The sequence below is a fragment of the Caballeronia cordobensis genome (genome assembly GCF_001544575.2).
GTDB lineage: Bacteria > Pseudomonadota > Gammaproteobacteria > Burkholderiales > Burkholderiaceae > Caballeronia > Caballeronia cordobensis.
On record NZ_FCNY02000039.1, the window covers coordinates 1 to 25,107 of the forward strand.

24 protein-coding genes are annotated in these 25,107 nt (G+C 63.6%); 13 read left to right on the top strand and 11 right to left on the bottom strand.

Annotated elements, in window-relative coordinates:
• Nucleotides 1-283: 283 nt before the first annotated feature.
• The gene (locus AWB70_RS36865) at nt 284-1,180 is read left to right on the top strand and encodes a LysR family transcriptional regulator (protein ID WP_014193771.1); all 897 of its coding nucleotides are present in this window, start codon (nt 284-286) and stop codon (nt 1,178-1,180) included.
• Between the two features lie 111 nt (nt 1,181-1,291).
• Nucleotides 1,292-2,035, top strand: coding sequence for a carbonic anhydrase family protein (locus AWB70_RS36870; protein WP_045456234.1), 744 nt, complete (start codon nt 1,292-1,294; stop codon nt 2,033-2,035).
• Here AWB70_RS36870 and AWB70_RS36875 read toward each other — a convergent pair.
• Nucleotides 2,032-3,615, bottom strand: a complete 1,584-nt coding sequence (locus AWB70_RS36875) for an alanine/glycine:cation symporter family protein (protein ID WP_053570786.1) — start codon at nt 3,613-3,615, stop codon at nt 2,032-2,034. The genes AWB70_RS36870 and AWB70_RS36875 overlap by 4 nt on opposite strands.
• A 316-nt stretch (nt 3,616-3,931) precedes the next feature.
• On the opposite strand from AWB70_RS36875, the gene AWB70_RS36880 reads away from it, so the two are divergent.
• Nucleotides 3,932-4,444, top strand: a complete 513-nt coding sequence (locus AWB70_RS36880) for a DUF2165 family protein (RefSeq protein ID WP_053570787.1) — start codon at nt 3,932-3,934, stop codon at nt 4,442-4,444.
• On the opposite strand, the gene AWB70_RS36885 is transcribed toward AWB70_RS36880, so the two are convergent.
• The 5 genes from AWB70_RS36885 to AWB70_RS36905 all read right to left on the bottom strand — a co-directional run bounded on the left by AWB70_RS36885 (nt 4,445) and on the right by AWB70_RS36905 (nt 9,981).
• Nucleotides 4,445-5,392: a TauD/TfdA dioxygenase family protein gene (locus AWB70_RS36885; RefSeq protein ID WP_053570788.1), complete on the bottom strand. Its 948-nt coding sequence runs from the start codon at nt 5,390-5,392 to the stop codon at nt 4,445-4,447.
• Nucleotides 5,393-5,427: 35 nt separating this feature from the next.
• A complete protein-coding gene (locus AWB70_RS36890) occupies nt 5,428-6,444 on the bottom strand; it encodes an ABC transporter substrate-binding protein (protein ID WP_053570789.1) in 1,017 nt (338 codons plus the stop codon).
• A 167-nt stretch (nt 6,445-6,611) separates the two neighbouring features.
• On the bottom strand, nt 6,612-8,786 hold the full coding sequence (locus AWB70_RS36895) for a TonB-dependent siderophore receptor (protein ID WP_231927893.1): 2,175 nt from the start codon (nt 8,784-8,786) through the stop codon (nt 6,612-6,614).
• 234 nt (nt 8,787-9,020) lie between these two features.
• Nucleotides 9,021-9,389 carry a DUF1801 domain-containing protein gene (locus tag AWB70_RS36900; RefSeq protein ID WP_053570790.1) on the bottom strand — a complete coding sequence of 123 codons (369 nt, stop codon included), beginning with the start codon at nt 9,387-9,389 and terminating at the stop codon, nt 9,021-9,023.
• A 55-nt stretch (nt 9,390-9,444) separates the two neighbouring features.
• Nucleotides 9,445-9,981, bottom strand: a complete 537-nt coding sequence (locus tag AWB70_RS36905) for a DUF4142 domain-containing protein (RefSeq protein WP_053570791.1) — start codon at nt 9,979-9,981, stop codon at nt 9,445-9,447.
• Between the two features lie 154 nt (nt 9,982-10,135).
• Between AWB70_RS36905 and AWB70_RS36910 the strand changes: the two genes are divergently transcribed.
• Complete coding sequence (locus tag AWB70_RS36910) at nt 10,136-12,265, top strand: ATP-binding protein (RefSeq protein ID WP_053570792.1); 2,130 nt, start codon at nt 10,136-10,138, stop codon at nt 12,263-12,265.
• A 10-nt stretch (nt 12,266-12,275) separates the two neighbouring features.
• Here the strand turns inward: AWB70_RS36910 and AWB70_RS36915 are convergent, their stop codons facing one another.
• On the bottom strand, nt 12,276-13,184 hold the full coding sequence (locus tag AWB70_RS36915) for a LysR family transcriptional regulator (RefSeq protein ID WP_053570793.1): 909 nt from the start codon (nt 13,182-13,184) through the stop codon (nt 12,276-12,278).
• A gap of 115 nt (nt 13,185-13,299) precedes the next feature.
• On the opposite strand from AWB70_RS36915, the gene metE reads away from it, so the two are divergent.
• Nucleotides 13,300-15,603 carry a 5-methyltetrahydropteroyltriglutamate--homocysteine S-methyltransferase gene (metE, locus tag AWB70_RS36920; RefSeq protein ID WP_053570794.1) on the top strand — a complete coding sequence of 768 codons (2,304 nt, stop codon included), beginning with the start codon at nt 13,300-13,302 and terminating at the stop codon, nt 15,601-15,603.
• Here metE and AWB70_RS36925 read toward each other — a convergent pair.
• The gene (locus AWB70_RS36925; RefSeq protein WP_063786739.1) at nt 15,593-16,711 is read right to left on the bottom strand and encodes a GGDEF domain-containing protein; all 1,119 of its coding nucleotides are present in this window, start codon (nt 16,709-16,711) and stop codon (nt 15,593-15,595) included. The genes metE and AWB70_RS36925 overlap by 11 nt on opposite strands.
• 213 nt (nt 16,712-16,924) lie before the next feature.
• On the opposite strand from AWB70_RS36925, the gene AWB70_RS36930 reads away from it, so the two are divergent.
• From AWB70_RS36930 to AWB70_RS36950, 5 genes are all read left to right on the top strand, one after another.
• Nucleotides 16,925-17,509, top strand: coding sequence for a glutathione binding-like protein (locus AWB70_RS36930; RefSeq protein WP_053570796.1), 585 nt, complete (start codon nt 16,925-16,927; stop codon nt 17,507-17,509).
• An 81-nt stretch (nt 17,510-17,590) separates the two neighbouring features.
• Nucleotides 17,591-17,797, top strand: coding sequence for a hypothetical protein (locus tag AWB70_RS36935; RefSeq protein WP_053570797.1), 207 nt, complete (start codon nt 17,591-17,593; stop codon nt 17,795-17,797).
• Nucleotides 17,794-18,072, top strand: a complete 279-nt coding sequence (locus tag AWB70_RS36940) for a hypothetical protein (RefSeq protein WP_053570798.1) — start codon at nt 17,794-17,796, stop codon at nt 18,070-18,072. The genes AWB70_RS36935 and AWB70_RS36940 overlap by 4 nt, the downstream gene beginning before the upstream one ends.
• A 38-nt stretch (nt 18,073-18,110) precedes the next feature.
• Nucleotides 18,111-18,329, top strand: coding sequence for a hypothetical protein (locus AWB70_RS36945; protein ID WP_041732694.1), 219 nt, complete (start codon nt 18,111-18,113; stop codon nt 18,327-18,329).
• Nucleotides 18,330-18,541: 212 nt separating this feature from the next.
• Nucleotides 18,542-18,901, top strand: a complete 360-nt coding sequence (locus tag AWB70_RS36950) for an RcnB family protein (protein WP_053570799.1) — start codon at nt 18,542-18,544, stop codon at nt 18,899-18,901.
• A 174-nt stretch (nt 18,902-19,075) separates the two neighbouring features.
• Here AWB70_RS36950 and AWB70_RS36955 read toward each other — a convergent pair whose 3' ends face one another.
• Together AWB70_RS36955 and AWB70_RS36960 are read right to left on the bottom strand one after the other, a co-directional pair.
• Complete coding sequence (locus AWB70_RS36955) at nt 19,076-19,375, bottom strand: hypothetical protein (RefSeq protein ID WP_143281748.1); 300 nt, start codon at nt 19,373-19,375, stop codon at nt 19,076-19,078.
• A gap of 31 nt (nt 19,376-19,406) precedes the next feature.
• Nucleotides 19,407-20,111 carry an MgtC/SapB family protein gene (locus AWB70_RS36960; RefSeq protein ID WP_053570800.1) on the bottom strand — a complete coding sequence of 235 codons (705 nt, stop codon included), beginning with the start codon at nt 20,109-20,111 and terminating at the stop codon, nt 19,407-19,409.
• A gap of 169 nt (nt 20,112-20,280) precedes the next feature.
• Between AWB70_RS36960 and AWB70_RS36965 the strand changes: the two genes are divergently transcribed.
• Nucleotides 20,281-22,077, top strand: a complete 1,797-nt coding sequence (locus tag AWB70_RS36965) for a thiamine pyrophosphate-requiring protein (protein WP_053570801.1) — start codon at nt 20,281-20,283, stop codon at nt 22,075-22,077.
• Between the two features lie 63 nt (nt 22,078-22,140).
• Here the strand turns inward: AWB70_RS36965 and AWB70_RS36970 are convergent, their stop codons facing one another.
• Nucleotides 22,141-23,358: a hypothetical protein gene (locus AWB70_RS36970; RefSeq protein WP_235024429.1), complete on the bottom strand. Its 1,218-nt coding sequence runs from the start codon at nt 23,356-23,358 to the stop codon at nt 22,141-22,143.
• A 522-nt stretch (nt 23,359-23,880) separates the two neighbouring features.
• On the opposite strand from AWB70_RS36970, the gene AWB70_RS36980 reads away from it, so the two are divergent.
• The gene (locus AWB70_RS36980) at nt 23,881-24,144 is read left to right on the top strand and encodes a hypothetical protein (protein ID WP_053571047.1); all 264 of its coding nucleotides are present in this window, start codon (nt 23,881-23,883) and stop codon (nt 24,142-24,144) included.
• Between the two features lie 82 nt (nt 24,145-24,226).
• A complete protein-coding gene (locus AWB70_RS36985; protein WP_060854256.1) occupies nt 24,227-25,096 on the top strand; it encodes a glucose 1-dehydrogenase in 870 nt (289 codons plus the stop codon).
• Nucleotides 25,097-25,107 lie beyond the last annotated feature (11 nt).

Sequence of the window (25,107 nt, forward strand, 5' to 3'; positions counted from 1 at the left end):
ACTTCGCGATTTGACCGATCCCGATGTTCCGGTATTCAGGCCTTGGTTTTTTTACGGCTTCAGCCATGCTAGACCCCTTCCAATCTGATTGACGATTCGCGCCGCTCAAGGCACGGTGCGGGCGCGCGACTCGTCCAGCCTTGTTTCGCTCGAAAGCGACCGGCGATGTAATTGGGGAAAAGTTTCTAGCCCGCGCACTGCGCGATAGCGGTATTTTGTCGCGCGATTGATATACTGTCCAATATCTATCTCGTCTTTCTGAAATACGTCAAACAGATATCGCATGGAACTGCGTCATATCCGCTATTTTCTGGCCGTCGCCGAAGAGCGCAACGTGACGCGCGCGGCCGAGCGCCTCGGCATCGGCCAGCCTCCGCTCAGCCAGCAGATTCACGCGCTGGAAGACGAACTCGGCGTGCGGCTCTTTCGCCGCACGGGGCACGGCGTCGTGCTCACGGAAGCCGGCGAGGCCTTCGCCGCCGATGCCAAGCGGCTCATGAACGACGCGCGCCTCGCCGTGGAAAAGGCGCAGAGCGCGGGGCGCGGCGAGATCGGGCAGCTCAATATCGGCTTTACGGGGTCGGCGGCGTTCAATCCGGTCGTCTCGAAGCTCATCCGCTCGTACCGGCAGGCGTATCCGAACGTCACGCTGACGCTCACCGAAGGCAACACGGCGCAACTGCTCGCGCATCTCGACGCGGGCCGTGTGGATGTGGCGTTCGTGCGGCTCGGCAGCCAGTCGCCTGCCGGCGTGCAGATCAATCACATCGCGATCGAGCCGATGAAAATCGTCCTGCCCGCCACGCACAAGCTCGCGAAAAAGCGCAAGGTGCCGCTTGCCGCGCTCGCGGACGATCCGTTCGTGATGCTGCCACGCGAGGCGAGCCCGACCTTGCACGACGTGATCATCGGCGCGTGCCGCGAGGCGGGATTCGATCCGGTCGCCGGGCAGCAGGCGCCGCAGCTTTCGTCAGTCGTGAATCTGGTCGCGGCGGAGTTCGGCGTGTCGCTCGTGCCGGCGTCCGTATGTCAGATCCGGGTCGATGGCGTCGCGTACACCGATGCCCTCGGCAGCGCGATCACGATTCGTCTCGCGCTGGCGTCGCGCATCGATGCGACGCCCGCCAAGACCGCCAACTTTCTCGATATCGCACGGCGGGTCGCTACGTCATCGACGTAAGGTTGTCATCAGAACAAGCGCGCATTGATTTCGGCGCATTTCCGGCCAACACTTCAGCCTGCAAGAAGAGCGTCAGGAAGGCCCAATCCTTTGTCATCAGGGAGCCAGGTCATGCGCGAAGAAGTGAAGCATCCGCTGCAATGCACTGCGTGCCGCCGGGGTTTTCTCAAGTCGGCATCGGCGGCGATCGCCGGACTCGCCGTTCCATCTCTCCTCACCCTGCCCGCTCACGCCGATGCGCTCACCAAGGCGCAGCGCGACGGCATGTCGCCGGAGCAGATCATCGAGGCGATGAAGCGCGGCAACGAGCGCTTTCAGAAAGGCGAACGCAAGCCGCGCAATTATCTGCGCGAGCAGAAGGCGAGCGCGAAAGGCCAGTATCCGGCGGCCGTGCTGCTGAGCTGCATCGATTCGCGCGCGCCCGCGGAAGTCATCATGGATCTCGGCATCGGCGATATCTTCAATTGCCGCATCGCGGGCAATATCGAAAACGCCGATATCCTCGGCAGCATGGAATTCGCCTGCAAGCTGATGGGCGCGAAAGTCGTGCTCGTGATGGGACACACCTCGTGCGGCGCGATCAAAGGCGCGATTGCGAACGTCGAGCTGGGCAATCTCACGGGACTGCTCGCGCGCGTCAAACCCGCCGTGGATGCCACGCAATACGACGGCGAACGCACGGCGACCAACTACGCATTCGTCGACAAAGTCGCGCGCAAGAACGTCGAGCTGACGCTTGCGAATATCCGCCGCGACAGCGCCGTGCTGAACGACATGGAAGGCCAGCACGCAATCAGGATCGCCGGCGCGATGTACAACATCGGCACGGGCGCGGTCGAGTTCTTCAATACTTAACTTTCGACCGGCTCGCGAACGTCTTCCCGCTTCGCGACGGCGTCGCGCGGCCGCGACCAGTACGCGGTGCGCACGCCGATCTCGTCCGACACGAACGGGCCGCCGCGCGTCGCGCGGTAATGGGCGAGCGCCTTGTACACGAGCCGCTGCCCGATCAGCAGAATCGGCACGTTGAGCAGCACCATCACGATGTTCATCAGGTCGGACAGCGCCCAGAGGTTCGGCAATTCGAGCCCGGCGAGCACGGTGAGCACGCCGAACGGCACGAACACGAGCGAGCCCACCACACGAATGCCCGTGATGAAACCCCGGCTGCGCGAAATGAAGTTCGCCGAGATTTCCGCGAATGAAATCATGCCGAGCAGCGTGGTGAACGCGAAGAGCCCATAGCACACGCACATCACGATTTGCACGGCATGCGCGATGGAAACCGGCACGAGCGCTTCCACCGACGCGAGATAGACCGTGATCTTCGATGCCCTGACCGATTCCCACGCCTGCCCGTCCACGCTGCCGGTCCACACGTGCGCCATCACGACGATGAAGCCGGTCATCGTGCAGATGACCATCGTGTCGAAGAACACGCCGAGGCTTTGCACGAAGCCTTGTTCGCACGGGTGATCGTTGTCGGCGATCGCGGCCGCCATCGTGATCGTGCCCTGCCCCGCTTCGTTCGACATCAGCCCGCGCTTCACGCCCTGCGCGAGCGCGGTGCCGATCGCGCCGCCGAATAGCGCGTGCGGCGCGAACGCACCGACGATCACCTCGTGAAAGAAATAAGGAATCAGCGGCAGATTGATCAGGATGATGATGAGCGACATCAGGCAGAAGAGCGCCGCCTTGATCGGCACGAGCACGTCGGTGTAGGCGGTCACGCGCCGGATGCCGCCCATGATGATGAACGCGCACGCCGCGACGAGCGCGACGGCGATCACGTAATACACCGTTGACTGACGCGCGAGATGCGTGCCGGACAGCGTATCGGCAATCGTGCCGATCGCGGTGAACACGTTGAACGTTTGCGGCGGCACGTTGAAAAGCGCGTAGACGATGAACACGATCGACAAGACCGTGCCGACGATGCGCCTGTCGCCGAGAATGCGCCGCCCGTAGAACGGCAGGCCGCCGACGAATTCGTCGTGCTTTCTTTCCTTGAAAAGCTGCGCGAGCGTCGATTCCATGAACGCGGTGGCCATGCCGAAGAACGCGGCGACCCACATCCAGAACAGCGCGCCGGGTCCGCCCACCGAAATCGCGCCCGTGATGCCGACGATATTGCCCGGCCCGGCGCGCATCGCGAGTCCGAGCATGAACGAGGCGAGCGCGCTCACGCCCGTTTTCGACGACTGCCGCCGCAACATGATGCGCACGATCTTGCGGACGTTCATCGTCTGGATGAAACGCGTGCGGATCGTGAAATGGATGCCGACGCCGACAAGCAGCAGGATCGCGAACGAGAACTGCCCGAGCACGGGAATGCGCGACCAGACCGTGAGATGGGTGGGGAAATCCCACAAGAAATCCGAGATGGGCGCAATGAAGGCAAACAATGCATTCACGGACTGGAAGAGACTTTCCACGCTTAGGCGTTCCTTTCGTGCTTCGACCTGATCTGGACAGGCGTTCGGAATGTTGATGAACCAGCGAGCTTCGCGGCTCGCGGACGTGCCCGCGCGGGCACGCAATCTGGCGAAGGGAGCGATTATACGGTTCTGCGGCATGCGGCCGGGGCGCTGCTCGCCTTGTCTTCGCGCAGATGCTCTCCCTGAAGACAATGATCGAATGGCGAAGCCGATCTGTGCGTCGGTAAAAAACTGACCGTTAGTTGCGATACGTCATCACGCTCAACTAACTCTGCACCCGCACAATCGCGGCACAACGCGTCAGGAGAATGTGATGACCGAACGGATCGCCAAGCTGCTCGCCGTCGCCTCGATGGCCCTGCTCGCCTCGCTCGTCAGCTTCGGCAATCTGACGGATTACGGCAGCAATCTGCATTTCGTCGAGCACGTCATGCGCATGGACACGACGTTCCCCGCCAACGCCAATCTCTATCGTGCGATTACCTCGCCCGTGCTTCAGCACGCCGGCTATGACGCGATCATTTTTCTGGAGACGGCGACCGCCGTGCTGTGCTGGATCGGCGTCGTCGCGATGTGGCGCGCGTTGCGGCAGGAGCGCATCGCGTTCGAGCGGGCCAAGCGCTGGGCGGTCGCGGGGCTCGCGCTCGGCTATCTGACGTGGCAGGTCTGTTTCATGTCCATCGGCGGCGAATGGTTCGACATGTGGATGTCGCAGCAATGGAACGGCGAAGAAAGCGCGTTTCGCTTTTTCATCACCTTTCTCGTGATCCTGATCTTCGTGACGCGCCGCGAACCGGGGTTGCGCGAGCGCGTCCTCGCCGGCTGATCAGTTCAACGCCACCGCGGCCGCCGCGCCCACGGGCGTGCCCTGCACCGCCACGGACTTCTGTCCGTCCGGCCCCACGGGCACATCGCCGACGAGCGTCGTGCGATACAACTGGCGATCGAAGTCGAGATCGAAGATATCCGTGGGCGCGAGATGCGCGGTCGTGCGGTTGTCCCAGAACGCGATGCTGCCCGCTTCCCATTTGAAGCGCACCGTGAATTCCGGCCGCGTGACATGCTCCCAGAGCAGTTCGAGCAAAACCTGACTCTCGCGCGGCGCCAGTCCCACGACATGCTTGAGAAAGCCCGGACTCACATAGAGCGCGCGCTCGCCGGTCTCCGGATGCACCCGCACGAGCGGATGCTCGCTCACGAGCGTGTGATCGTTGACGGCCTTCGTGAACGCATCGGTGCCGCTCGCGCCTTGCGGCGGCGCGAAGCGATGCACGCCGCGCAAGCCATCGACGAACGCACGCAGCGGCGCGGACAGCTTGTCATAGGCGATCACGAGATTGGTCCATTGCGTGTCGCCGCCATACGGCGGAATCGTCACGCCGCGCAGAATCGACGCGAACGGCGGGTTCACCGCCGCGGTCACGTCCGTATGCCATCCGGTCCACGGCCGCAACACCGACGGGCCGTCGAAGCGCGTGGCCTTGCGGAACTTCGAGATCGAATAGATTTCCGGATGGCCTTCGACATGACCGAACACCGGATGCCCGACCGTCAACTCGCCGAATTGCGCCGAGAACGCGACATGCTGTTCGTGATTCAGAAACTGCTCGCGAAAGAACACCACGCGCCACTGAAGCAATGCGGCGCGGATCGCCTCGACCTGAGCCGGCGACAAGGGGCGCGTGAGATCGACACCGCTGATTTCCGCGCCAATATGCGCCGATAGCGGATTCACCTTCAGATCGGCATGATTCTCGATGACGGCTGCACTCATGATTCGGTTTCCTTATCAATTGGAAGTGACCGCGCTCAACTGCCCTGCGCGTTCTTGTCGTCGGCGAAGAAGTAGTCGCGCCAGGACTTCGGCTCGTGCCGGATCACACCGACCTTATGCAGGAACGCGCCGAGTTGCAGCGTGTTCTGCGGTGTCGTCGCGAAGCTCGTGTCCTTGTCGTTCAGAATGCGCTCGACGAACGCGGGCGAGAGCTTCGAGCCGTCCTGCCGAATGTAGATGGCGGCGGCCTGCGCCTTGTCCTTCTCGACGAGCCTGGCCGCGTCATCGAGCGCCGTGCGCACGGCCGCATAGGTCTTCGGATTGTCCTTGCGCCATTTCTCCGAAGTCACGACGACGCTGCCCGTCGAAGGCCCGCCGAGAATCTCGGTGGAACTCGTCACCTTGTGGATCTTCGGGTCTTCCAGCTCTTGATACTGATAAGGCGCATTCGAGAAATGCAGGTTGATGACCGAGTTGCCGGACAACATCGCGGTGGTCGCGTCGGCGTGCGGCATGTTGACCTCGAAGCGGTCCAGACGCGCGTAGTTCGCATCGCCGTAGGCTTGCGCGGACGCCATCTGCAACAGACGCCCTTGCTGCGACACCGCGACCGACACCACCGCGATGCGATCCTTCTCGCCGATATCCTTGATGCTGCGAATGCGCGGATCGTTCGTCACGAGATACACCGGCACCGCGCTTTGCGCTGCAATCGCGCGAAAGTCCTGACGCCCGCGCGTGCGGTCCCAGATCGTCATCAAAGGCCCGATGCCGATGGTCGCGATATCCCCCGCGCCCGAGAGCAACGCCTCGTTGACCGCCGCGCCGCCCGAAAGCGTGTTCCATTGCACGTCGATATCGAGGCCCGCGCGCGCACCCGCCTTCTCGATCAGCTTCTGGTCTTTCGCCACCTTGAGCAGCAGCGAGCCGATGCCGTATTGATCGACGATCTTCACCTGTCCTTCGGCGTGCGCGCGCTGCAACGGCCAGACGAAAGCCGCGATCAACGTGAGCGAGGCGAACAGGCGCTGCAAGGGAAAAGTCGGTGTCATGCGGGAATATCGTGGGGAAGCGGCAGGCAATCAATGTACTAGCCGCTTCCTCACACGCGAACGAAGAAAATCCGCTACGGATAGCTTCGTTCGCGATAAGCGCCGGGGAGACGCTCACGATTTTTTCGATGCGACGCGCCGTGCAGGCGCGCCGCGCTGGCGTGTGCTTACCAGTGATAGTTCATGCCGGCGAAGACCTGACGTCCATAGCCGAACGCGCACCAGCTTCCGTAGTAGCACGACGCGACGTATTCCTTGTTGAAGAGGTTCTGCGCGTTGACGTAAAGCTCCGCGCCCTTCAACTGAGCTGCCGCGCGGCCAAGGTCGTAACGCAACACGGCATCGACGAGGAAGAAGCTCGACACCTTGAAGCTGTTGTCGCTGCTGTACGTCGTGCCGGTGTAGCGTCCGCCCGCGCCCATCGAGAGACCGGCGAGCGGCCCGCGATTGACGGTGTAATACGCCCACAGCGAAGCCTGATTCTGCGGAATGGCGGGCAGGAACTTGCCCTCGAGACCGCTGTTGTCCTGCGTGTACTTCGTGTTCAGGTACGTATAGCTCGCCGTGACGTTCAGCGAATCCGTAAGGCTCGCCTTCGCTTCCAGTTCGACGCCGAGCGAGCGCGCCTCGCCGGCCGCCGTCTGGAACGCCGGGTTGTCCGCATTCACGGTCAGCAGGTTCTTGCGCGTCAGATCGAAGATCGCAGCCGAGAAAAATGCGTTGTAGCCCTTCGGCGCGAACTTCACGCCGAGCTCGTACTGACGCCCGCGCTCGGGCGAGAACTGCTGGCCGTTGATGTCGGTGCCCGCTTGCGGCGTGAACGACTCGGTGTAGCTGAAGTACGGCGCGATGCCGCTGTCGAACACATACGACAAACCGGCACGCCACGTGAACGCGCGGTCGAACTGATGCGACACGATGCCGTACGTCTCGTTGTTCGAGTCGCTGCTCGACCAGTCCTCGCGCCCGCCGAGCGTGAGGATCACATTGCCCCAGCGCAACTGGTCCTGCGCATAGACGCCGTACTGCGTGCCGCTCAGCACCTGATGATAGCGGTCCGGCGGCGTGATCGCCTGGTTGTAGTTCGGCGCGAACATGTCGAGCGTCGGCGCGGTGCCGAAGCCCGCATCGAAGTTGCTCGCGTAATGCTGATAGTCGAAGCCGAACAGGACCGCATGCTCGATCGAACCGGTCGAGAAATTGCCTTCGAGCTGATTGTCGAAGCTGATGGTGTTGAGGTTGTCCTTCGACGCCGCCGTGCCGCGGTCGAGCGTGCGCAGGTCGTCTTCGAGGAAGCTCGCATAGACGCTCTTGTAGTCCTGCGCGAGATGCAGCAGGCGGCCATTCGAGCGGAACGTCCACGTATTGTTGAGCTTGCGGTCGAACTTGTAGCCGATCGCTTCCTGCACGCGGTTGAAGCTCTCGAAGTTGTGATCGCCGTCGTAGAAATCGCTCGGCAGCTTGCCGTTCGGATTGAACAGCACCGTTCCTTGCGGCGGCACGCTGCCATACGACGTGCTGCGCGGATCGTGCTGATACAGGCCGTACAGCGTGAGCGAAGTCTTGTTGTCCGGACGCCAGGTGAACGACGGCGCAATCGCGATGCGCTTGTTCATCGTCGATTCGACTTGTCCGTCTTCCGAGCGCACGAGACCGGTGATGCGATACAGATAGCGCTGATCGCCCGCGATCGGGCCGGAGAAATCGAACGTGGCCTGCTTGTGCGCGTAGTTGCCGAACTCGACGCCCACTTCGTGCAGCGGCGTGACTGTCGGCATCTTGCTTTCCTGGTCGAGCAGGCCGCCCGCCGCCGCCTGGCCGTAGAGCACGGAAACCGGGCCCTTGAGCACTTCGATGCGCTCCATCATGAACGGATCGAGCTGCGGCACCGCGTACCACGCGTTGTCGAGCAGCTTGAGGCCGTTCCAGTACTTGTCGGCGTCGAAGCCGCGCACCTTGAGCATGTCGTAGCGCGTCGCGATGCCGCCGCGCGTTTCGGGCGTCACGCCGGAGACATAGCGCACGGCCGCGTTGAGCGTCTGCGCGTTCTGCTGATCCATCTGCTCGCGCGTGACGACTGAAACCGACTGCGGCGTTTCCAGCAGCGACGCGCTATTTTTCAGCGCGGTCGATTCCTTCGCGACATAGCCTTTCGTCGGACCATAAGGCTCGTCGTTCTGCGCCGTCACCTTGACGGCGGGCAGCGTGCTGTCCGCAGGCTGCGACGCGGCGGCGGGCGCGTCCGCCGATTGTGCGTTGGCGAGCGGCGCCACCGCAAACAGAAGCAGCGCGGCCAGCTTCAAAGGCCGCATCGCGACCGGATTCGTACCACCTGATCTCATGCTCATTTCTCTTGATGTCGTTGCGTGCGTGAATGCGAATCGTTATTATTTTCGTTGCGCATTGTGGCCGGACGTTTTGTATTTGTAAAGATGGGATTCTGGATTTTTGGTCCGAAAACGACAGAATCCGGCGCACGCGACGTGAGCGATCGCGCCATTACGCAAAGACGACGGCAGTCGCTAAGAAAGCAAACGTTTGCGCGCGCGTGGTGACGAGCGCAAACGCCGATGGCGCTACTTCGAGCGCGCCTGGTTGAACGCGATGGCCGCGCGCACGAGCGTCTTCAGCGCACGCGCATCGATCTTGTCGCCTTCGAAGAAATCGATCGCGCGCCGCGCGTTCCCTTCGAGGCCCGCGTTGAAGAGCTTGCCCGGATCGGGCAGATGCGCGCCGTGCGCGAACGTCAGCTTCACTTTTCCCTTGTGGGCGTTGGCCACGGCGATCATGCCGTCGCGATACCACACCGGGCTGCCCATGTACTTCCACTCCTCGACGATCCCGTCATCCGCCGCGAGGATGATCTTGCGCACGTTGGCGAACGTTTCGCCGCGCCAATCTGCGATGCCCGCGATCAACTCGTCGATTCGTTCCGATGCGTTCATGTGATCTTCCGTTCGTATGGGCGACGACGATCTTAGCGCAGCGGCACCGGCCGCATCAGCGCCTGAGGCCCGGACTGCCGATCGTCAGTTGCAGGCGGTGCGCCTGATCGAGATGAAAGATGAAAGACGGACGCGAGCGAATCAGCACGGTCCGCACCTCCGCGTTGCGCGCCGTGCGGATATAGCCATCCACCGTATTGACCAGCTTCTGCAGAAAGACGACTTCGCGATCGAGATACGCTTCGTCGAAGTCATAGGTTCCGGCGTCGCCGAGATCGGCGAGATCGTCGGCGCTTTGCTTCAGGAGCGCGTCGCTCGTGGCGCTGCGCTGCGGCTGCGTTCCGTAACGTTGCGTCAGCGCCGTGATTTCCTGACTGACCTGCGCGTGCTCCGAGACAATTCGTCTCGCATACACCTGCAAGCTGTACGAGCGCGTCTTGCGCAAGGCGAGATTAGCCGCGGCGATCTCCGCCTGATTCGCGGCGACGACGACGCCCAGCATTTGTTCATCTCGCAACGGCTCCTGCGCGTGCGCACCGGCCGCCAGCGCGAGGAGCCATAGCAGCGCCGCCGCCAGGCATCGTCTTTTCATCCGCGTCCTCCCTGAAGCGCGAGCAGCGTCATTTTCCCGCGATGGCGCGATTCGTGCATAACTTGAACTAACATGTAGCCTCCGATCCAAGCGTATGACGGCGTCGCGCCTCATGCTACATGTCGCGCGGCGCATCCCAACACACTGCATCGTTATGACACCCGACACGGCCTGGCTGGGGCAATCCTTCCATTGCGAAGGCTGGCGCGACGAAATGGCCTTGCGCATCGCCAGCTTCGACTGGTCGGGCACCGCCATGGGGCCCATCGACCGATGGTCGAAGAGCCTGCGGGCAGCCGTCAAGCTCATGCTCGCCTCGCCCGCGCCGCTCGTGATGCTCTGGGGGCGGCCCGGCACGATGATCTACAACGACGCGTACGCGGACTTCGCCGGCGGACGTCATCCGTTTCTGCTCGGCAAGCCCGTCGAGGAAGGATGGTCCGAGATCGCCGCCTTCAACCGCCATGTCGTCGATACCTGCCTGTCGGGCGCGACGCTCTCCTACGCCGACAAACGCCTCACGCTGCATCGAAACGGCCAGCCCGAAGACGTGTGGATGGACCTGCACTACAGCCCGGTCGCCGAAGACGACGGGCATCCGGCCGGCGTGCTGGCCATCGTGCTCGAAACCACCGGCAAGGTGCTCGCCGAGCAGCGCCGCGACGCGGCCGAGCGCGCGTTTCGCGAAGCGAACGAGCGCCTGCAGCTCGCGCTCAGTTCGGGCATCGTGCTCGGCACGTGGGTGTGGGACCCGACAAGCGGGCGCATCAGCGGCGACGAACGATTCGTCAAGACGCTCGGGCTGCAAGGCGGCATCGACGCGTCCTGGCCATTCGAAGCGCTCGCGGAGCGTCTTCATCCGGAAGACGCCGAACGCGTGCTGGCATCGATGAACAAGGCGCTCTACAGCGCCGAAGGACGCCACGAGATCGAACTGCGCGTGCGCGGGCCGCAAGGGCAGTATCGCTGGGCGCTGTCGAGCGGACGCTGCGAGTTCGACGCCGCGGACAGGCCGCTGCGCCTGCCCGGCGTGCTCGTCGACATTCACGAGCGCAAGATCGCCGAGGACAAGCTGCTCAGGCTCACGCAGACGCTCGAAGAGCGCGTCGCGGAAGCGGTCACGGCGCGCGTCGAAGCCGAGGAACGGCTGCGGCAGGTGCAGAAGCTCGAAGCCATCGGCAATCTCACGGGCGGCGTCGCGCACGACTTCAATAACGTGTTGCAAATCATTTCGGCGAATCTGCAGCTCATCGAACTCGCGACGCGCGACAAGCCGGATCTCACGCGCCGGCTGCACGTCATGAGCGAAGCCGTCGCACGCGGCGGCAAGCTCGCGTCGCAAATGCTCGCGTTCGCGCGGCGCCAGCCGCTCAATCCGGCGGTTGTCAATCCGGCGAAGCTCATCGCGGACATGTGCGAATTCCTGCAACGGGCGCTGCCCGAATCGATCAAGCTCACGACGTCGGTCGCGAACGAAGCGTGGAACCTGTTCGTCGATCGCCATCAACTGGAAAACGCGCTGCTCAATCTCGTCATCAATTCGCGCGATGCGATTCACGGAGGCGGCAACATCTGGCTCGAAGTCGCGAATGCGTCCTTCGCCGACGGTCACGCGAACGGCCTCGCATTGCCCGCGGGCGATTACGTACGTCTCGCCGTTATCGACGACGGCGCCGGCATGCCGGGCAGCGTCAAGGCGCGCATGTTCGAGCCGTTCTATTCGACCAAGGCCGAAGGCCAGGGCACGGGACTCGGGCTGAGCATGGTGTTCGGCTTCGTGTCGCAAAGCGCGGGCTGCGTGGACGTGCAGACGCAAGTGGGCGAAGGCACGACCGTCGCGCTGTATTTTCCGCGCTGCCGGCAAGCCGAAACGGCGAACGAGGACGGCGCGCGGCCGCGTGCATCGCGCGGCGGCGAAGTCGTGCTCGTGGTCGAGGACGATGACGACGTGCGCCTGTCCACCATCGACATGCTCGCGCAGCTCGGCTACAAGGTGCTGTCCGCGCAAGACGCGGATTCGGCGCTCGAAGTGCTCCAGATGAACCACGACATCGATCTGCTGTTCAGCGACGTCGTGATGCCCGGCACCATCCGCGCGAACGAGCTGGCGAAGATCGCGAGCGCGCCGCCGTACCGCGCGACCGTGGTCTTTGCGTCGGGCTATACGCGCGACATCATCTTCCACGAAGGGCGGCTCGACGAAGGCGTCGTGCTGCTGAAAAAGCCCTTCACCTTCGACGATCTCGCGCGCACCGTCCGTCATGCGCTCGATGCAAGACGCTAACGGCTAGCGGCTAGCGGACGATGCGCGCCTTCGCGCCGTCCGCCTGCTTCGCGAGCGCGATGAACGCGGCGAGATAATCGATCGATGCATCCGCGTCGCGCGTGCCGAGAAAGATCTGCTTCGCAATGCCCTTCCTGCCGAGCTTGAGCACCGCGAGCGGCATGCGGTCCGCGTATTCCTCGGCAAGCCAGCGCGGCAGCGCCGCGACGCCGCGCCCGCTCGCCACCATCTGCATCATGATGTCGGTCGTTTCGATCACCTTGTGGCGGCGCGGCACGACGTTCGCGGGCGTGAGGAACTTCGTGTAGATATCGAGCCGATCGGTCTCGACCGGATACGTGATGAGCACTTCCTGCGCGACCTGCTCCGGCGTGACGTGTGCCGCATTGCCGAGCGCGTGGGCTTCCGGCACCACGAGCACCTGTTCGTAGTCGAACACCGGCGTGAAGCGCAGGCCCGGCTTCTTGAGCGGATCGGGCGTCACGAGCACGTCGATATCATGGCCGAACAGTGCGCCGATGCCGCCGAACTGGAAGCGCTGCTTCACGTCGACATCGACATCGGGCCAGCGCGCGAGATACGGCGACACGATCCTGAGCAACCACTGATAGCACGGGTGACACTCCATGCCGATGCGCAACGTGCCGCGCTCGCCCTGCGCGTACTGCTTCATGCGCGCTTCGGCCAGTTCGAACTGCGGCAGCATGCGGTTCGCAAGCCCGAGCAGATACTCGCCCGCCTGCGTGAGCCGCATGCTGCGCCCTTCGCGCGTCCAGACCGGCGTGCCCAACTGCTGTTCGAGCTTCTTCACGGTATGGCTCAACGCGGACTGCGTGAGATTCAGTACATCGGCGGCGGCGGTCAGCGAACCTTGCCGCTCGACCTCTCGCACCACCAGCAGATGCGCACGTTCCAGCATCGTGAAAGCTCCATGAACAAAATTGATCGATGCATGAAATCAAACCATTTTTATTCATGCATCGAAAATTCTATCATCGCGGTCATATCTTCAACTTCGAAAGAGACGACGCACGATGGTCACGACACACAACCTGGGTTTTCCGCGCATCGGCGCGCAACGCGAACTGAAGTTCGCGCTCGAAAGCTACTGGAAAAGCCAGTCTTCGCGCGATGAACTGAAAGCCACCGGCGCGCGCCTGCGCGAACGGCACTGGCAGGATCAGGCACGCCTGGATTACGTGCCGGTCGGCGATTTCGCGTTCTACGATCAGGTGCTCGACATGAGCTTCACGCTCGGCAACCTGCCCGCGCGCGTGCGCGGCTTTCACGGCGATGCGCTCGACAATGCGTTTCGCGTCGCGCGCGGCCGTTCCGCGTCCGGCGCCGAAGAACACGCCGCGTGCTGCGGCGGCGTGGCCGCGGGCGAGATGACGAAGTGGTTCGATACCAACTACCACTACATCGTCCCCGAATTCGATGCGGATACGCAATTCAGCCTCGATACCTCGCGTCTCGTCGAGCAGCTCGGCGAAGCGCGCGCGCTCGGCGTGACTGCGAAGCCCGTCATCATCGGGCCGGTCACGTATCTGTGGCTCGGCAAGGCGAAAGACGATTCGGACAAGCTCGCGCTCTTGCCCCGCCTCCTGCCCGTGTATGCGGCGCTGCTCGATCATTTCGCCGCGCTCGGCATCGAGTGGGTGCAGATCGATGAACCCGCGCTCGTCACCGAACTCGATGCGCCGTGGCGCGACGCCTTCGTGACCGCTTACGATGCGCTCTCGGCGCGCCGCGTGCGTCTCATGCTCGCGACTTACTTCGGCCCGTTGCAGGACAATCTCGAACTCGCCTGCGGGCTGCCGGTGGACGGACTGCATCTCGATGCGATCAACGCGCGCGACGAAGTAGCCGCGGCGGCGTCCTCGCTGCCGGATACGACCGTGCTGTCCGTCGGCGCAATCAATGGCCGCAACATCTGGAAGACCGATCTGAACGCCACGCTCGACTGGCTCGAACCCTTGCACGCGTCGCTCGGCAAGCGGCTGTGGATCGCGCCATCATGCTCGCTGCTGCATACGCCCGTCGATCTGGCGAGCGAGACGAAGCTCGACGCCGATATCCGCTCCTGGCTCGCCTTCGCGCTGCAAAAGCTCGACGAACTCGACGTGCTCGCGCGCGCATTGAACGAAGGCCGCGCATCCGTGGCCGACGCGCTCGCGCACAATGCCGCCGCGATCGAAAGCCGGCGCACGTCGCCGCGCGTGCACAACCCGGCCGTGAAAGCCGCGGTCGCGAAGATCGACGCCGCATTCGGCCAACGCGTGAGCGCCTATGCCGAGCGCGCCGCGAAGCAGGCCGCGATCCTCGCATTGCCCGCGTATCCGACGACCACCATCGGCTCGTTTCCGCAGACCAGCGAGATTCGTCACGCGCGCAGCCAGTTCAAAAAGGGCGAGCTCGACGCCGACAGCTACACGGCCGCGATGCAGCGCGAAATCACGCGCGCCGTGAAAGAGCAGGAAGCGCTCGGCCTCGACGTGCTCGTGCATGGCGAAGCCGAACGCAACGACATGGTCGAATACTTCGGCGAGCAACTCGACGGCTACGCGTTCAGCCAGTTCGGCTGGGTGCAGTCGTATGGCTCGCGCTGCGTGAAGCCACCGATCCTGTTCGGCGATATCAGCCGTCCGAAGGCGATGACCGTCGACTGGATTCGCTACGCGCAATCGCAAACGAACAAGCCGATGAAGGGCATGCTGACCGGCCCGGTCACGATCCTGAACTGGTCGTTCGTGCGCGACGATCAGCCGCGCGCCGTGTCGTGCCAGCAACTCGCGCTCGCGATCCGCGAGGAAGTGCTCGACCTGGAAAAGGCCGGCGTGCGCGTCATTCAGATCGACGAAGCGGCGCTGCGCGAAGGCCTGCCGCTGCGCCGCTCGCAATGGAACGACTATCTGCGCTGGGCGGTGCAGGCGTTTCGCATCACGGCGAACGGCGTGCGCGACGAAACGCAGATTCACACGCACATGTGCTATTCGGAGTTCAACGACATCATCGCGTCGATTGCGGAGCTGGACGCCGATGTCATCACCATCGAAACATCGCGCTCGGACATGGAACTGCTCGATGCATTCGACGGCTTCCGGTACCCGAATCAGATCGGGCCGGGCGTGTACGACATCCACTCGCCCAATATCCCAAGCGAGGAACATATCGTCGATCTGATGAAAAAGGCGGCCGCGCGCATTCCCGGCGAAAGGCTCTGGGTCAATCCGGACTGCGGGCTCAAGACGCGCCAGTGGGACGAAGTGATTCCCGCGCTGCGCAACATGGTCGCGGCGGCGCACACGCTGCGTCGCGAGAGTGCGCTTACGCCGTAAGCGTGTTGCGCCCCGCGAGCTTTGCGCGATAAAGCGCGACGTCTGCGCGTTGCAGCGCCTCGTGAAAGCCGGTTTCGTTCGCGCCGATCTGCGATACGCCGATGCTCGTCGTCCATTCCGGCATGCCTTCGGTGACGGTGCGGCACGCGTCGTGAATCTGGTTCGCGCAGGCCTGGGCATCCGGCGCGCGCGAGGCCGGCACGATCGCGACGAATTCGTCGCCGCCAAGCCGCCCGAACTCGCCGCCCAGCGACGCGACTGCCGCGCCCGCGAGCCGCGCGAGTTCGATCAGCACGTTGTCGCCCGCGAGATGGCCGTGCCGGTCGTTGATCGCCTTGAAATGATCGAGGTCGATGGCGAGCACGGCCGCGCCCGGTGCGGCGAGCCGTCCCGCGTAATCGCCGAATCCGGCGCGGTTCCACACGCCCGTCAGCGGATCGCGCAGCGCGGCGTCGCGCAGCCGCCGTTGCGCGCGCTCGGCGGGAATCGCGAGCAGCCCCAGATTGAGCACGCCGAGCAGCAATTGATCGGAAAGCGTGGGGATGAGCGCGAGATAGTTGATGCGCGGCACCGTGAACAGGTACGCCGCGAGCGTGACCGCGTAACCCGGCAGATAGCCGAGCATCGCGAGTCCCGCAATGCTGCGTGCGCGGCTCTTCTCGCGCCGCCCGCCCAACCAGAGCGTGACACCGGTGATCGCGGCGGAAACCGCGACGCTGATGGTGTCGGCGGCGTGCGTGAGCGTGGTCATCGCCGGACTATGGCCGCCGAGCCACGTCGGTAAAACATGCGCCGCAGCGCAGCCGGCGACCGGCGCGAGCATCCAGGCGCGAAAAGGCGGCTTGCCGTCGAACGATCGCACACCCGACACGATCAGCATGTTGGTGGCCGCGAGCGCGCCGAGCAGCAGCCCGACGACCACGAGATTGCCCCGCGAATATTCGAAGCCGACGAGCACCGCCGCGTACAGGAACGAGCTCGCCGACCAGTGCGCGAAGTGCGGCTCGATGCTGCGTCCGAAGCGCACCAGCGCGAAGACGAGACCGAACGCCGTGCTCGCGAGCACGCTGCAAAGACGGAGTGTTTCTGTGTCGGGTGTCTGGAACATGGCAAAAAGCCGGCCACGTGCGGCAGCCGGGACCGCGGCGGTCATGGGACGGCCGTATCTTACCTTTCGCCTTTCGAGGCGGCGAAAACGGCACGGTCATTTCAACGGCACGCGTAAAGCGAAACTTTAGCCGCGCCTGACCGTTGGTGGGCATAGGGTTTGCGCGTTGAGACGCATTCTTGCAGTTGCCACCACGCCAAGGAGCCTCGCATCATGAAACTCTATTACGCGCCCGGCGCGTGCAGTCTCGCCGATCACATCGCGATGCACGAAGCCGCCATGAACTTCGATCGCGTGAAAGTCGATCTGAAGGCCAAGCTGACGGAAGACGGCACGCCGTTCGGCGAGATCAACCCGAAAGGTTACGTGCCGGTTCTCGAATTCGACGACGGCAAGCGGCTCACCGAAAACATCGCGATTCTGTGGTGGGTCGCGCAACGAACGCCATCGCTTGCGCCGTCCGGCGACGAAGGCAGGCTTCGTCTGATCGAGATGCTCGCGTTCATTTCGACCGAAATTCACAAGCAGTTCGGCCGCGTGTTCCGGCCCTCCGCCGACGCCGAAGCCACGGCGGCGCGCGAGAAAATCGGCCAGCGCTTCGCGCTCGTCGCGACGATGCTGGGCGGCGACTATCTGTTCGGCAACGACGTGAGCGTCGCGGATGCCTATCTCTTCACCATGCTGACGTGGGCCCGGAAAATGGGCATCGATGCGCCCGCCGAACTGCAGGCGTTCTACGCGCGCATGCGCGAGCGGCCCGCCGTCAAGCTCGCGTTCGAGCACGAAGGCCTCGATTGAGGCGCCGGCGGGACCGGCGCTTGCTCCGTCCGGCATGACGGCGTGCGTTCCGCGCGCCGCACACGCATTCCGGAGGCCGTCATGCAGCATGACAAACCGGTGCCGCACGCCACCGCCGACGACATGGACGAGCCCACAGGCCGCGACGACTCCGCGCCGCCGTCCACGCAAGACACGAAACAGGCCGAGCTCGACGAACGCACGAAACGCGCGCGCGAGGCATCGGAAAACGCGTTGCCTTCGTCGCAGGACAAAAATCCCGTGCCGCCCGGATCGAACAAGCCGTGATTCCGTGGCAGGCCGTCGTCGCGGCCGCGCTGATGGGCGTGGTCGTCTGCTACACGCACTACGAGATTCCGAGCTTCACGCGCGGCATGGGCAAACGCCGCACGGCGCATCTCGTCCTGATCGTGGTGGCGCTCGCGTTCGGCGCGATGGGCGCCGCCACGCTCGATCTGCCGATTCCCGCATGGCTCGTGTTCGTGCTCGGCTTCGGCACCGTGCACGTGCCCGCCGCCGCGATCCTCGCGCTCAAGCGGCTGGGCGGGGCGGGCATGTCCTGAACCGGCGCGAACGCGCTTTATCACCGAGAGATTTCATCATGTCTACCGAGACTTACGTTCGCAACGGGCACCACGTCGAGATCACGATTGATCACGATCCGGCCGGACAATGCACCTGGGCCTATACGATCGACGCCGACGGCTTCACCGAAATGCGCGATCGCCCGCTGGAAAACGCCGAAGCGGCGATGCAGGCCGCGAAGACCCACGCGAATGCCAAGGCGGACGCGCTGCCCGCCGGAGACGTGTCGGAGTGAATGCGCCGGCCGTTATGACCTGTTCGCTTCGAAGTGCGTAGCATCGACATACGCGGAGTAAGTCACGTTCCGCACGCCCGTCCCATCCTTACCGATCTGCAAGTAATCATCGGAAAGCGTTGCTTACATCTGCTCACCCCCTTTTCTGCGTTCGTTGCGTAAAGTCCGGGCATCGCAAAGCATCGCCTTGCACTCTTGGAAAAGGAAACGACATGAAGAAAAGCCGAATCATCGCTGCGCTCGTGTGCGCAAGCATCGGACTGACGACGGGCGCGGTCTTCGCGCAACCGTCGCCGGGCGGCCCGGACACGCATCACGAGGGCTATCGCGGTCCCGGTCCCGGCGAGCCCGATCATGGCCCGCATGGACGTGAGGAGCCGCGTCATCCGGACTGGCGCAAGGGCGATCGCTTGTCGGCCGATTACAGAGACCACCAGTACGTCGTGGACGACTGGCGCGGCCATCACCTGCACCAGCCTCCGCGCGGGTATCAATGGGTCGGCGTCGGCGCGGACTATCTGCTGGTCGCGGTGGCGTCGGGCGTCATCGCGCAAGTGGTGATGTCGCAATAGCGCGCACGTTCGAACGGCCGCCCATGCCGGGTCCGCCGTTCGACGACACACAAAGAAAAAGCCCGCCGGTCAGGGCGGGCAAGAATGCGCTTTACGAGAGGGGAACCAAGCGCATATTCAAGAACAGGAACCGGCGCTAAGAAGCATGTGCTTCAATCAGCCGTCACGAAGGACCTAACGTTTCCTGTGAATCGATTCGGCGGCGTCGCGCCGTTCCGGGGGCCTGACCGGCTGCTCCGGCACGCCCGCCGCCTGATCGAAGATGAAACCCATTGCGATGTGCACCGTCTCCGTCGATCCGCATGCGGGGCATGTGTCGTCCTCGAGTGCATCATCCGAATAAATCAGTTTGTTGCAGGCCACGCACCGTATCAGCATCTGCACTCCTGAGGTCATTCCATCGCTGGCGATTCCTGACTTATACGCCAAAGCGCCCGCCGAGCCAACCGTTCTTTGCGCGAGCCTTTCGAACATGTTTGACGCACATCCTGAATAACGCGGCGCTTCAGCGCACGATGTTCCACTCCGATTCGAGCGCGCCCGCCGCCATCGCCGATTCCGCGAACGGTGGCACATGTTGCGCGTGAGGCGGACTGTGCCAGCGCACTTCGAAGCGCTCTTCCATCCGCCCGGCTTCTGTCGCCGATCCGGCCACGCTGTTGAGCCGGCATCCCGACGCGCGCATCGAGTCGGCGAGCGCTTCCCGCGAGAATCCGCCACGCTCGTAGACCACGCGCAGCTCGGCGTGAATCTCGCGCGCTATACGGTTTTCGACGGTCTTCATCAAGCCCAGCACGACGATGCCCAGCAGAAGGCCCGCCATGCCGAGCACGAGTTGGCCGCCGCCGAAGCATAAGCCCACCACCGTCACGAACCACAGCGTCGCGGCCGTCGTCAGCCCTTTTACAAGGCCGTCCTTGCGCAGGATCGCGCCCGCACCGATGAAGCCCACACCCGAGAGTATCCCGAGCGGCAGGCGCATCAGATCCAGCTGGATGAACGAGCCGGCCGTCTTTCCCGCCTGACCGAGCAGCACGTTCGCCTGCAGCATCGCGAGGCACGCGGCGAGGCACACGAGCAGCGTCGTGCGCATGCCGGCCATCTTGCCCGCTTCGCCGCGGTTGTACCCGATCAGCATGCCGGCCAGCACGGCCATCGAGATTCGAATGCAGATATCCGTCCATTCGAGCGTGAGAGGCATGTGCGCCATCGTCGTGGTCTCGCGTTCATGTCGTGAAGCTGTCGCCCGTGGAATGCGTCCAGCAATTGTCGATCCCGCCTCGCTTCGACCGCGCGTTTCGCGGCGGCATGTGCTTTGCGCACCGCTTCTGCAAGGCGCGACGCCGCTTCCGTCAAATCGAACTCCGGAGACATTCATCATGGCCATCACCGTCGGCGATTTTCTGGTCGACCGTCTGCATGCATGGGGCGTGCGCCGCATTTACGGTTATCCGGGCGACGGCATCAACGGCGTGTTTGGCGCGCTCAGTCGCGCGAAGGGCAAGATCGAATTCATTCAGGCGCGCCACGAAGAGATGGCCGCGTTCATGGCGTGCGCGCACGCGAAGTTCACGGGCGAACTGGGCGTGTGCATTGCGACGTCGGGGCCGGGCGCGTCGCATCTCGTCACCGGCCTTTACGATGCGCGCCTCGATCACATGCCCGTGCTCGCCATTACCGGCCAGCAGGCGCGCGCGGCGCTGGGTGGGCACTATCAGCAGGAAGTGGATCTTCCCGCGATGTTCAAGGATGTCGCCGGCGCGTTCGTGCAACAGGCGAGCGTCCCGGCGCAGATCCGTCATCTCGTGGATCGCGCGGTGCGCATCGCGCTCTCGGAACGCAGAGTCACCGCGCTCGTGCTGCCCAACGATCTGCAGGATCTCGATTACGAGCCGCCGGGCCGCAAGCACGGCACGCTGCATTCCGGCGTGGGCTATCGCGCGCCCATGACGGTGCCCTATGCCGACGACCTGCAACGCGCCGCCGATGTCCTCAACGCCGGCAAGAAGGTGGCAATGCTCGTCGGCGCGGGCGCGCTGCACGCAACCGACGAAGTCATCGCCGTGGCGGAGAAGCTGGGCGCGGGCGTTGCGAAGGCGCTGCTCGGCAAGGCGGCCCTGCCCGACGATCTGCCCTTCGTCACCGGCTCGATCGGCCTGCTCGGCACCGAGCCGAGCTACAAGCTGATGACCGGATGCGACACGCTCCTGATGATCGGCTCGGGCTTTCCGTATGCCGAATTCCTGCCGAAGGAAGGCGCGGCGCGCGGCGTGCAGATCGACATCAAGGCGGACATGCTGTCCATCCGTTATCCGATGGAAGTGAATCTCGTCGGCGACAGCGCCGATACTTTGCGCGCGCTCTTGCCGATGTTGCAACACAAGAGCGATCGCGCCTGGCGCGCGGACATCGAAGGCTGGACCGCGGACTGGTGGAAGACGCTGGAGCAACGCGCGATCGCGCCCGCGCAGACCGGCGTGAATCCGCAGCGCACGGTGTGGGAGTTATCGCCGCGCGTGCCCGCGAACGCCATCGTCACGAGCGATTCCGGCTCGGTCGCAAACTGGTTCGCGCGCGATCTCAAGGTCAAGCGCGGCATGCTGTGCTCGCTCTCGGGCGGCCTCGCGTCGATGGGCGCGGCGGTGCCCTATGCGATCGCCGCGAAGTTCGCGCATCCCGCGCGGCCCGTGATCGCGCTCGTCGGCGATGGCGCGATGCAGATGAACAACATGGCCGAGCTCATCACCGTCGCGAAGTACTGGAAGCAATGGTCCGATCCGCGCTGGATCTGCATGGTGCTGAACAACGAAGACCTGAATCAGGTCACGTGGGAGCAGCGCGTGATGGAAGGCGATCCGAAGTTCGAGGCGTCGCAGGACATTCCATCGGTGCCGTATCACAAGTTCGCGGAGATGATCGGCCTGAAGGGCTTGTATGTCGATGACGCCGAACGCATGGCCGCCGTCTGGGACGAAGCCTTCGCGGCGGATCGTCCCGTCGTGATCGAAGTGAAAGCCGATCCGAACGTGCCGCCGCTGCCGCCGCACATCACGATGCAGCAGGCCAAAGCGTTCGCGACCACGCTCATGAAGGGCGATCCGGACCAGCGGCATGTGATCGTCGATACGGCGAAGCAGGTGCTCGGCGCGGTGTTGCCGGGGCGAAAGGACACATGAGACGCTGTCGTGGACACAAACCGACGCGGCCGCGGGCGTGCCCGGTTTCATCGGCTGACGGAATCAGCGCGGATTCGCCGTGATGAAGTTTTTCACCGCCGTGTAGACCGGCTTTTTCGTCAGGCCGTCGTTCAGCATGATGCCGTAGGGCCCTTCGCCTGTGGGCGGATCGTCATAGAGCTGATAGACCTGCAGCGACTGGATGTTGTATTGCGGCGCGATCGCGAGCAGCGCGCCCATCATGTTGTTCGACATGAAGGCAGCCGCTGCGTCGGCTGTGCCGGGAAAGCTCGGACGCATGCCCACTTCGTTGATCCATACCGGCTTGCCGAACGATTGCAGCGTGCCGATCACGTTGTAGCAGCCCGTTCCGCCGCATGCATGGCGAATATCGCCCTGCTCCGAATACCAGTGCCACGCGGTGATATCCCATGTGACGAGCGGATGCCCGCTCGTGCCGTCCGGCTGCGTGCCGCTCGCGAGCATCACGTCGAAGCCGTAATGCATCCACGTATTGCCGCCGATGATGATCTTGCCGTCGGGATCGACCGACTTCACGCCCGCGATCAAGCCGCGAATCACGCCGCGCGCGATCTGAAAGCAGTCGTTCCTGTAATCGGTGCTGCGCACGCCGTCGACCCAGCCGTTGAGACAGGTGCCCGCGAGTTCGTTGGTGATTTCGTACCACGCATAGCGCTGCACGCCGACGACCTGCTGCGCGAACGTGAAGCTGGCCTGATAGGCCGCGTTTTCGTCGGGGAAATTCAGTGTTTGAAGGATCACCGGATAAACGGTCACGCCGAATTGAGCGAACGACTGCGCGACGGCGGCGAGCTTCTTCGCGCCATCCAGATCGCGTATGTCGTTGCGGTAAAGCGTGACGTTCAAGTCTTTGAGTTGCGCGAGTTGCTGATCGAGGCTCGTGGACGTGTAGGGGCCGGCCAGATTCACATGACCGTTCATGCCATAAAAGATGCTGCCCGAAGGGGCGATCACCGCTGCGCTGCTCGTGCCGACGCCCGTACCTGTCGATCCGCTCGCCGGTGCCGGGCTCGATGCAGCCAGGGGCGCCGATGCACCGCTATCCGGCTTGGTGGTGCTGCCCGCGCCCGAAGGATTCGACGAAGCCGATTGCGAGCCGCCATCGCTGCTGCCGCCGCCGCACGCCGCGACCGTCAGCGCTGCTGCAAGCGCGGGCAGCATCACTGTGCATCGCGCCGAAGGCAAACGGCGAAACCACGCAAAGCAATTGAATAAGAAACTGAAAATGTTTTCAGTCATGACACGATCGGAACATTGAATTCGATAACGGGCGTCCGGTTCATTGCCGAAACAGAAACGCGCCGCGTCTAGACGAAAGATAAAGGCGACGCCCTGATTAGCCGATGCGCGATCACGCGATGGCCCAGGCTCGACGCTCGATACAAAGGAAAGACGGCGCAACGTTCGGATGAAGCGCCAAAAAAGGAGCGGACAGATAGAAAGACATGCTCGCGACGACGCTATGGCGTGGCCGCGAATACGTTAGTACATCATAACTTCGATGTGCAGTTATGCAAGCGATTCACATCCGTACATTGGACTGAGGAAAACGCGTGCAAGGCGTCGTAAGCGGTTCGTTGGGCGCGCCGATTGCTGCGCTTTGAAACATCAATCAATGGATACGCTTTCGCATGCCTGCTACGCACAAAGCGATCGATTGTGCGAGGCGAAGCGTACTGGCGCGCCGAGCATGAAACCCTACCGCGGCCGTGGATCGTTCCATGCTCACGAAAGAAGCACACACACTCCGCGGTGATGTCCATGTATGCGGTGGGCAACTATTTCATCGAAATCCTTCCCGAGCCGCTGCCCGGCGAAGGCTGGACGGGCTCCGCACGCTTTTCGCGCCGCAGCGACTACCGGCGGCACGCGAGCGTGACGAAGGTGACGCTGCCCAGCCACATCCTCATGCCGACGATGGCGGCGGCGGAATCGGCGATCGTCTCCTGGGCGCGCGAGTTGGTCGAACACAGCGGGGAGGTTCTGGAAGTGTCCCTGCAGCTCGCGGAAGACACACACACGTAGTCATCCTTAACATTTCGCCCATTCGAAAGGAACTGGAACGCCCGATGCTGTAGCGATGATGAACTCAAGGAGGCTCATCATCATGACCGACACTCAGGCCTATCCCCGCCCGCCGATGCCGTCTCAGCAGCAGGACAGTCGTCCCGGACTGACCGCGCCGATGGACCCGCCGCCCGATCACGGCGAATCGAGCTACAAAGGCAGCAACCGGCTCGAAGGCAAGATCGCGCTCATCACCGGCGCGGACAGCGGCATCGGCCGCGCGGTGGCGATCGCGTATGCGCGCGAAGGTGCGGATGTCGCCATCTCGTATCTGAACGAGCACGAGGACGCGCAAGACACCGCCCGCTGGGTGGAGAAGGCCGGACGCCGCGCGCTGCTCCTGCCCGGCGATATCACCGACCGCGCGCATTGCAGGGATCTCGTCGCGAAGACCGCGGAAGCGTTCGGCCGCATCGACGTGCTCGTGAACAACGCGGCGTATCAGGCGACTTACGACAAGCTCGAAGACATCAGCGACGACGAATGGGACAAGACCTATTCGACCAATATCGGCGCGATGTTCCGCATCACGAAGGCCGCGCTCGCGCACATGAACGCGGGCGGTGCGATCATCAACACGACCTCGGTCAACGCCGATGCGCCGAACCCCGGACTCATCGCCTATGCGAGCACGAAGGGCGCGATCCAGAACTTCACGGGCGGCCTCGCGCAACTGCTTGCGGAACGCGGCATACGCGTGAACTGCGTCGCGCCGGGACCGATCTGGACGCCGCTGATTCCCTCGACGATGCCGCCGTCGAGCGTCGAAAACTTTGGCATGCAAACGCCGATGAAACGCCCCGGTCAGCCCGCCGAACTCGCCGCCGTCTATGTGATGCTAGCATCGGACGAGGCGAGTTATATTTCGGGCGCGACTGTCGCGGTGACGGGCGGCAAGCCCATCATCTAGGCTCCGGCCGC

What these genes read in the sequence shown, in the direction of transcription:
- AWB70_RS36865 (WP_014193771.1), top strand. Translation starts at nt 284, where the DNA reads ATGGAACTGCGTCATATCCGCTATTTTCTGGCCGTCGCCGAAGAGCGC.
- AWB70_RS36870 (WP_045456234.1), top strand. Translation starts at nt 1,292, where the DNA reads ATGCGCGAAGAAGTGAAGCATCCGCTGCAATGCACTGCGTGCCGCCGG.
- AWB70_RS36880 (WP_053570787.1), top strand. Translation starts at nt 3,932, where the DNA reads ATGACCGAACGGATCGCCAAGCTGCTCGCCGTCGCCTCGATGGCCCTG.
- AWB70_RS36885 (WP_053570788.1), bottom strand. Translation starts at nt 5,392, where the DNA reads ATGAGTGCAGCCGTCATCGAGAATCATGCCGATCTGAAGGTGAATCCG.
- AWB70_RS36890 (WP_053570789.1), bottom strand. Translation starts at nt 6,444, where the DNA reads ATGACACCGACTTTTCCCTTGCAGCGCCTGTTCGCCTCGCTCACGTTG.
- AWB70_RS36895 (WP_231927893.1), bottom strand. Translation starts at nt 8,786, where the DNA reads ATGAGATCAGGTGGTACGAATCCGGTCGCGATGCGGCCTTTGAAGCTG.
- AWB70_RS36900 (WP_053570790.1), bottom strand. Translation starts at nt 9,389, where the DNA reads ATGAACGCATCGGAACGAATCGACGAGTTGATCGCGGGCATCGCAGAT.
- AWB70_RS36905 (WP_053570791.1), bottom strand. Translation starts at nt 9,981, where the DNA reads ATGAAAAGACGATGCCTGGCGGCGGCGCTGCTATGGCTCCTCGCGCTG.
- AWB70_RS36910 (WP_053570792.1), top strand. Translation starts at nt 10,136, where the DNA reads ATGACACCCGACACGGCCTGGCTGGGGCAATCCTTCCATTGCGAAGGC.
- AWB70_RS36915 (WP_053570793.1), bottom strand. Translation starts at nt 13,184, where the DNA reads ATGCTGGAACGTGCGCATCTGCTGGTGGTGCGAGAGGTCGAGCGGCAA.
- metE (WP_053570794.1), top strand. Translation starts at nt 13,300, where the DNA reads ATGGTCACGACACACAACCTGGGTTTTCCGCGCATCGGCGCGCAACGC.
- AWB70_RS36925 (WP_063786739.1), bottom strand. Translation starts at nt 16,711, where the DNA reads ATGTTCCAGACACCCGACACAGAAACACTCCGTCTTTGCAGCGTGCTC.
- AWB70_RS36930 (WP_053570796.1), top strand. Translation starts at nt 16,925, where the DNA reads ATGAAACTCTATTACGCGCCCGGCGCGTGCAGTCTCGCCGATCACATC.
- AWB70_RS36935 (WP_053570797.1), top strand. Translation starts at nt 17,591, where the DNA reads ATGCAGCATGACAAACCGGTGCCGCACGCCACCGCCGACGACATGGAC.
- AWB70_RS36945 (WP_041732694.1), top strand. Translation starts at nt 18,111, where the DNA reads ATGTCTACCGAGACTTACGTTCGCAACGGGCACCACGTCGAGATCACG.
- AWB70_RS36950 (WP_053570799.1), top strand. Translation starts at nt 18,542, where the DNA reads ATGAAGAAAAGCCGAATCATCGCTGCGCTCGTGTGCGCAAGCATCGGA.
- AWB70_RS36955 (WP_143281748.1), bottom strand. Translation starts at nt 19,375, where the DNA reads ATGTTCGAAAGGCTCGCGCAAAGAACGGTTGGCTCGGCGGGCGCTTTG.
- AWB70_RS36960 (WP_053570800.1), bottom strand. Translation starts at nt 20,111, where the DNA reads ATGGCGCACATGCCTCTCACGCTCGAATGGACGGATATCTGCATTCGA.
- AWB70_RS36965 (WP_053570801.1), top strand. Translation starts at nt 20,281, where the DNA reads ATGGCCATCACCGTCGGCGATTTTCTGGTCGACCGTCTGCATGCATGG.
- AWB70_RS36970 (WP_235024429.1), bottom strand. Translation starts at nt 23,358, where the DNA reads ATGACTGAAAACATTTTCAGTTTCTTATTCAATTGCTTTGCGTGGTTT.
- AWB70_RS36980 (WP_053571047.1), top strand. Translation starts at nt 23,881, where the DNA reads ATGTATGCGGTGGGCAACTATTTCATCGAAATCCTTCCCGAGCCGCTG.
- AWB70_RS36985 (WP_060854256.1), top strand. Translation starts at nt 24,227, where the DNA reads ATGACCGACACTCAGGCCTATCCCCGCCCGCCGATGCCGTCTCAGCAG.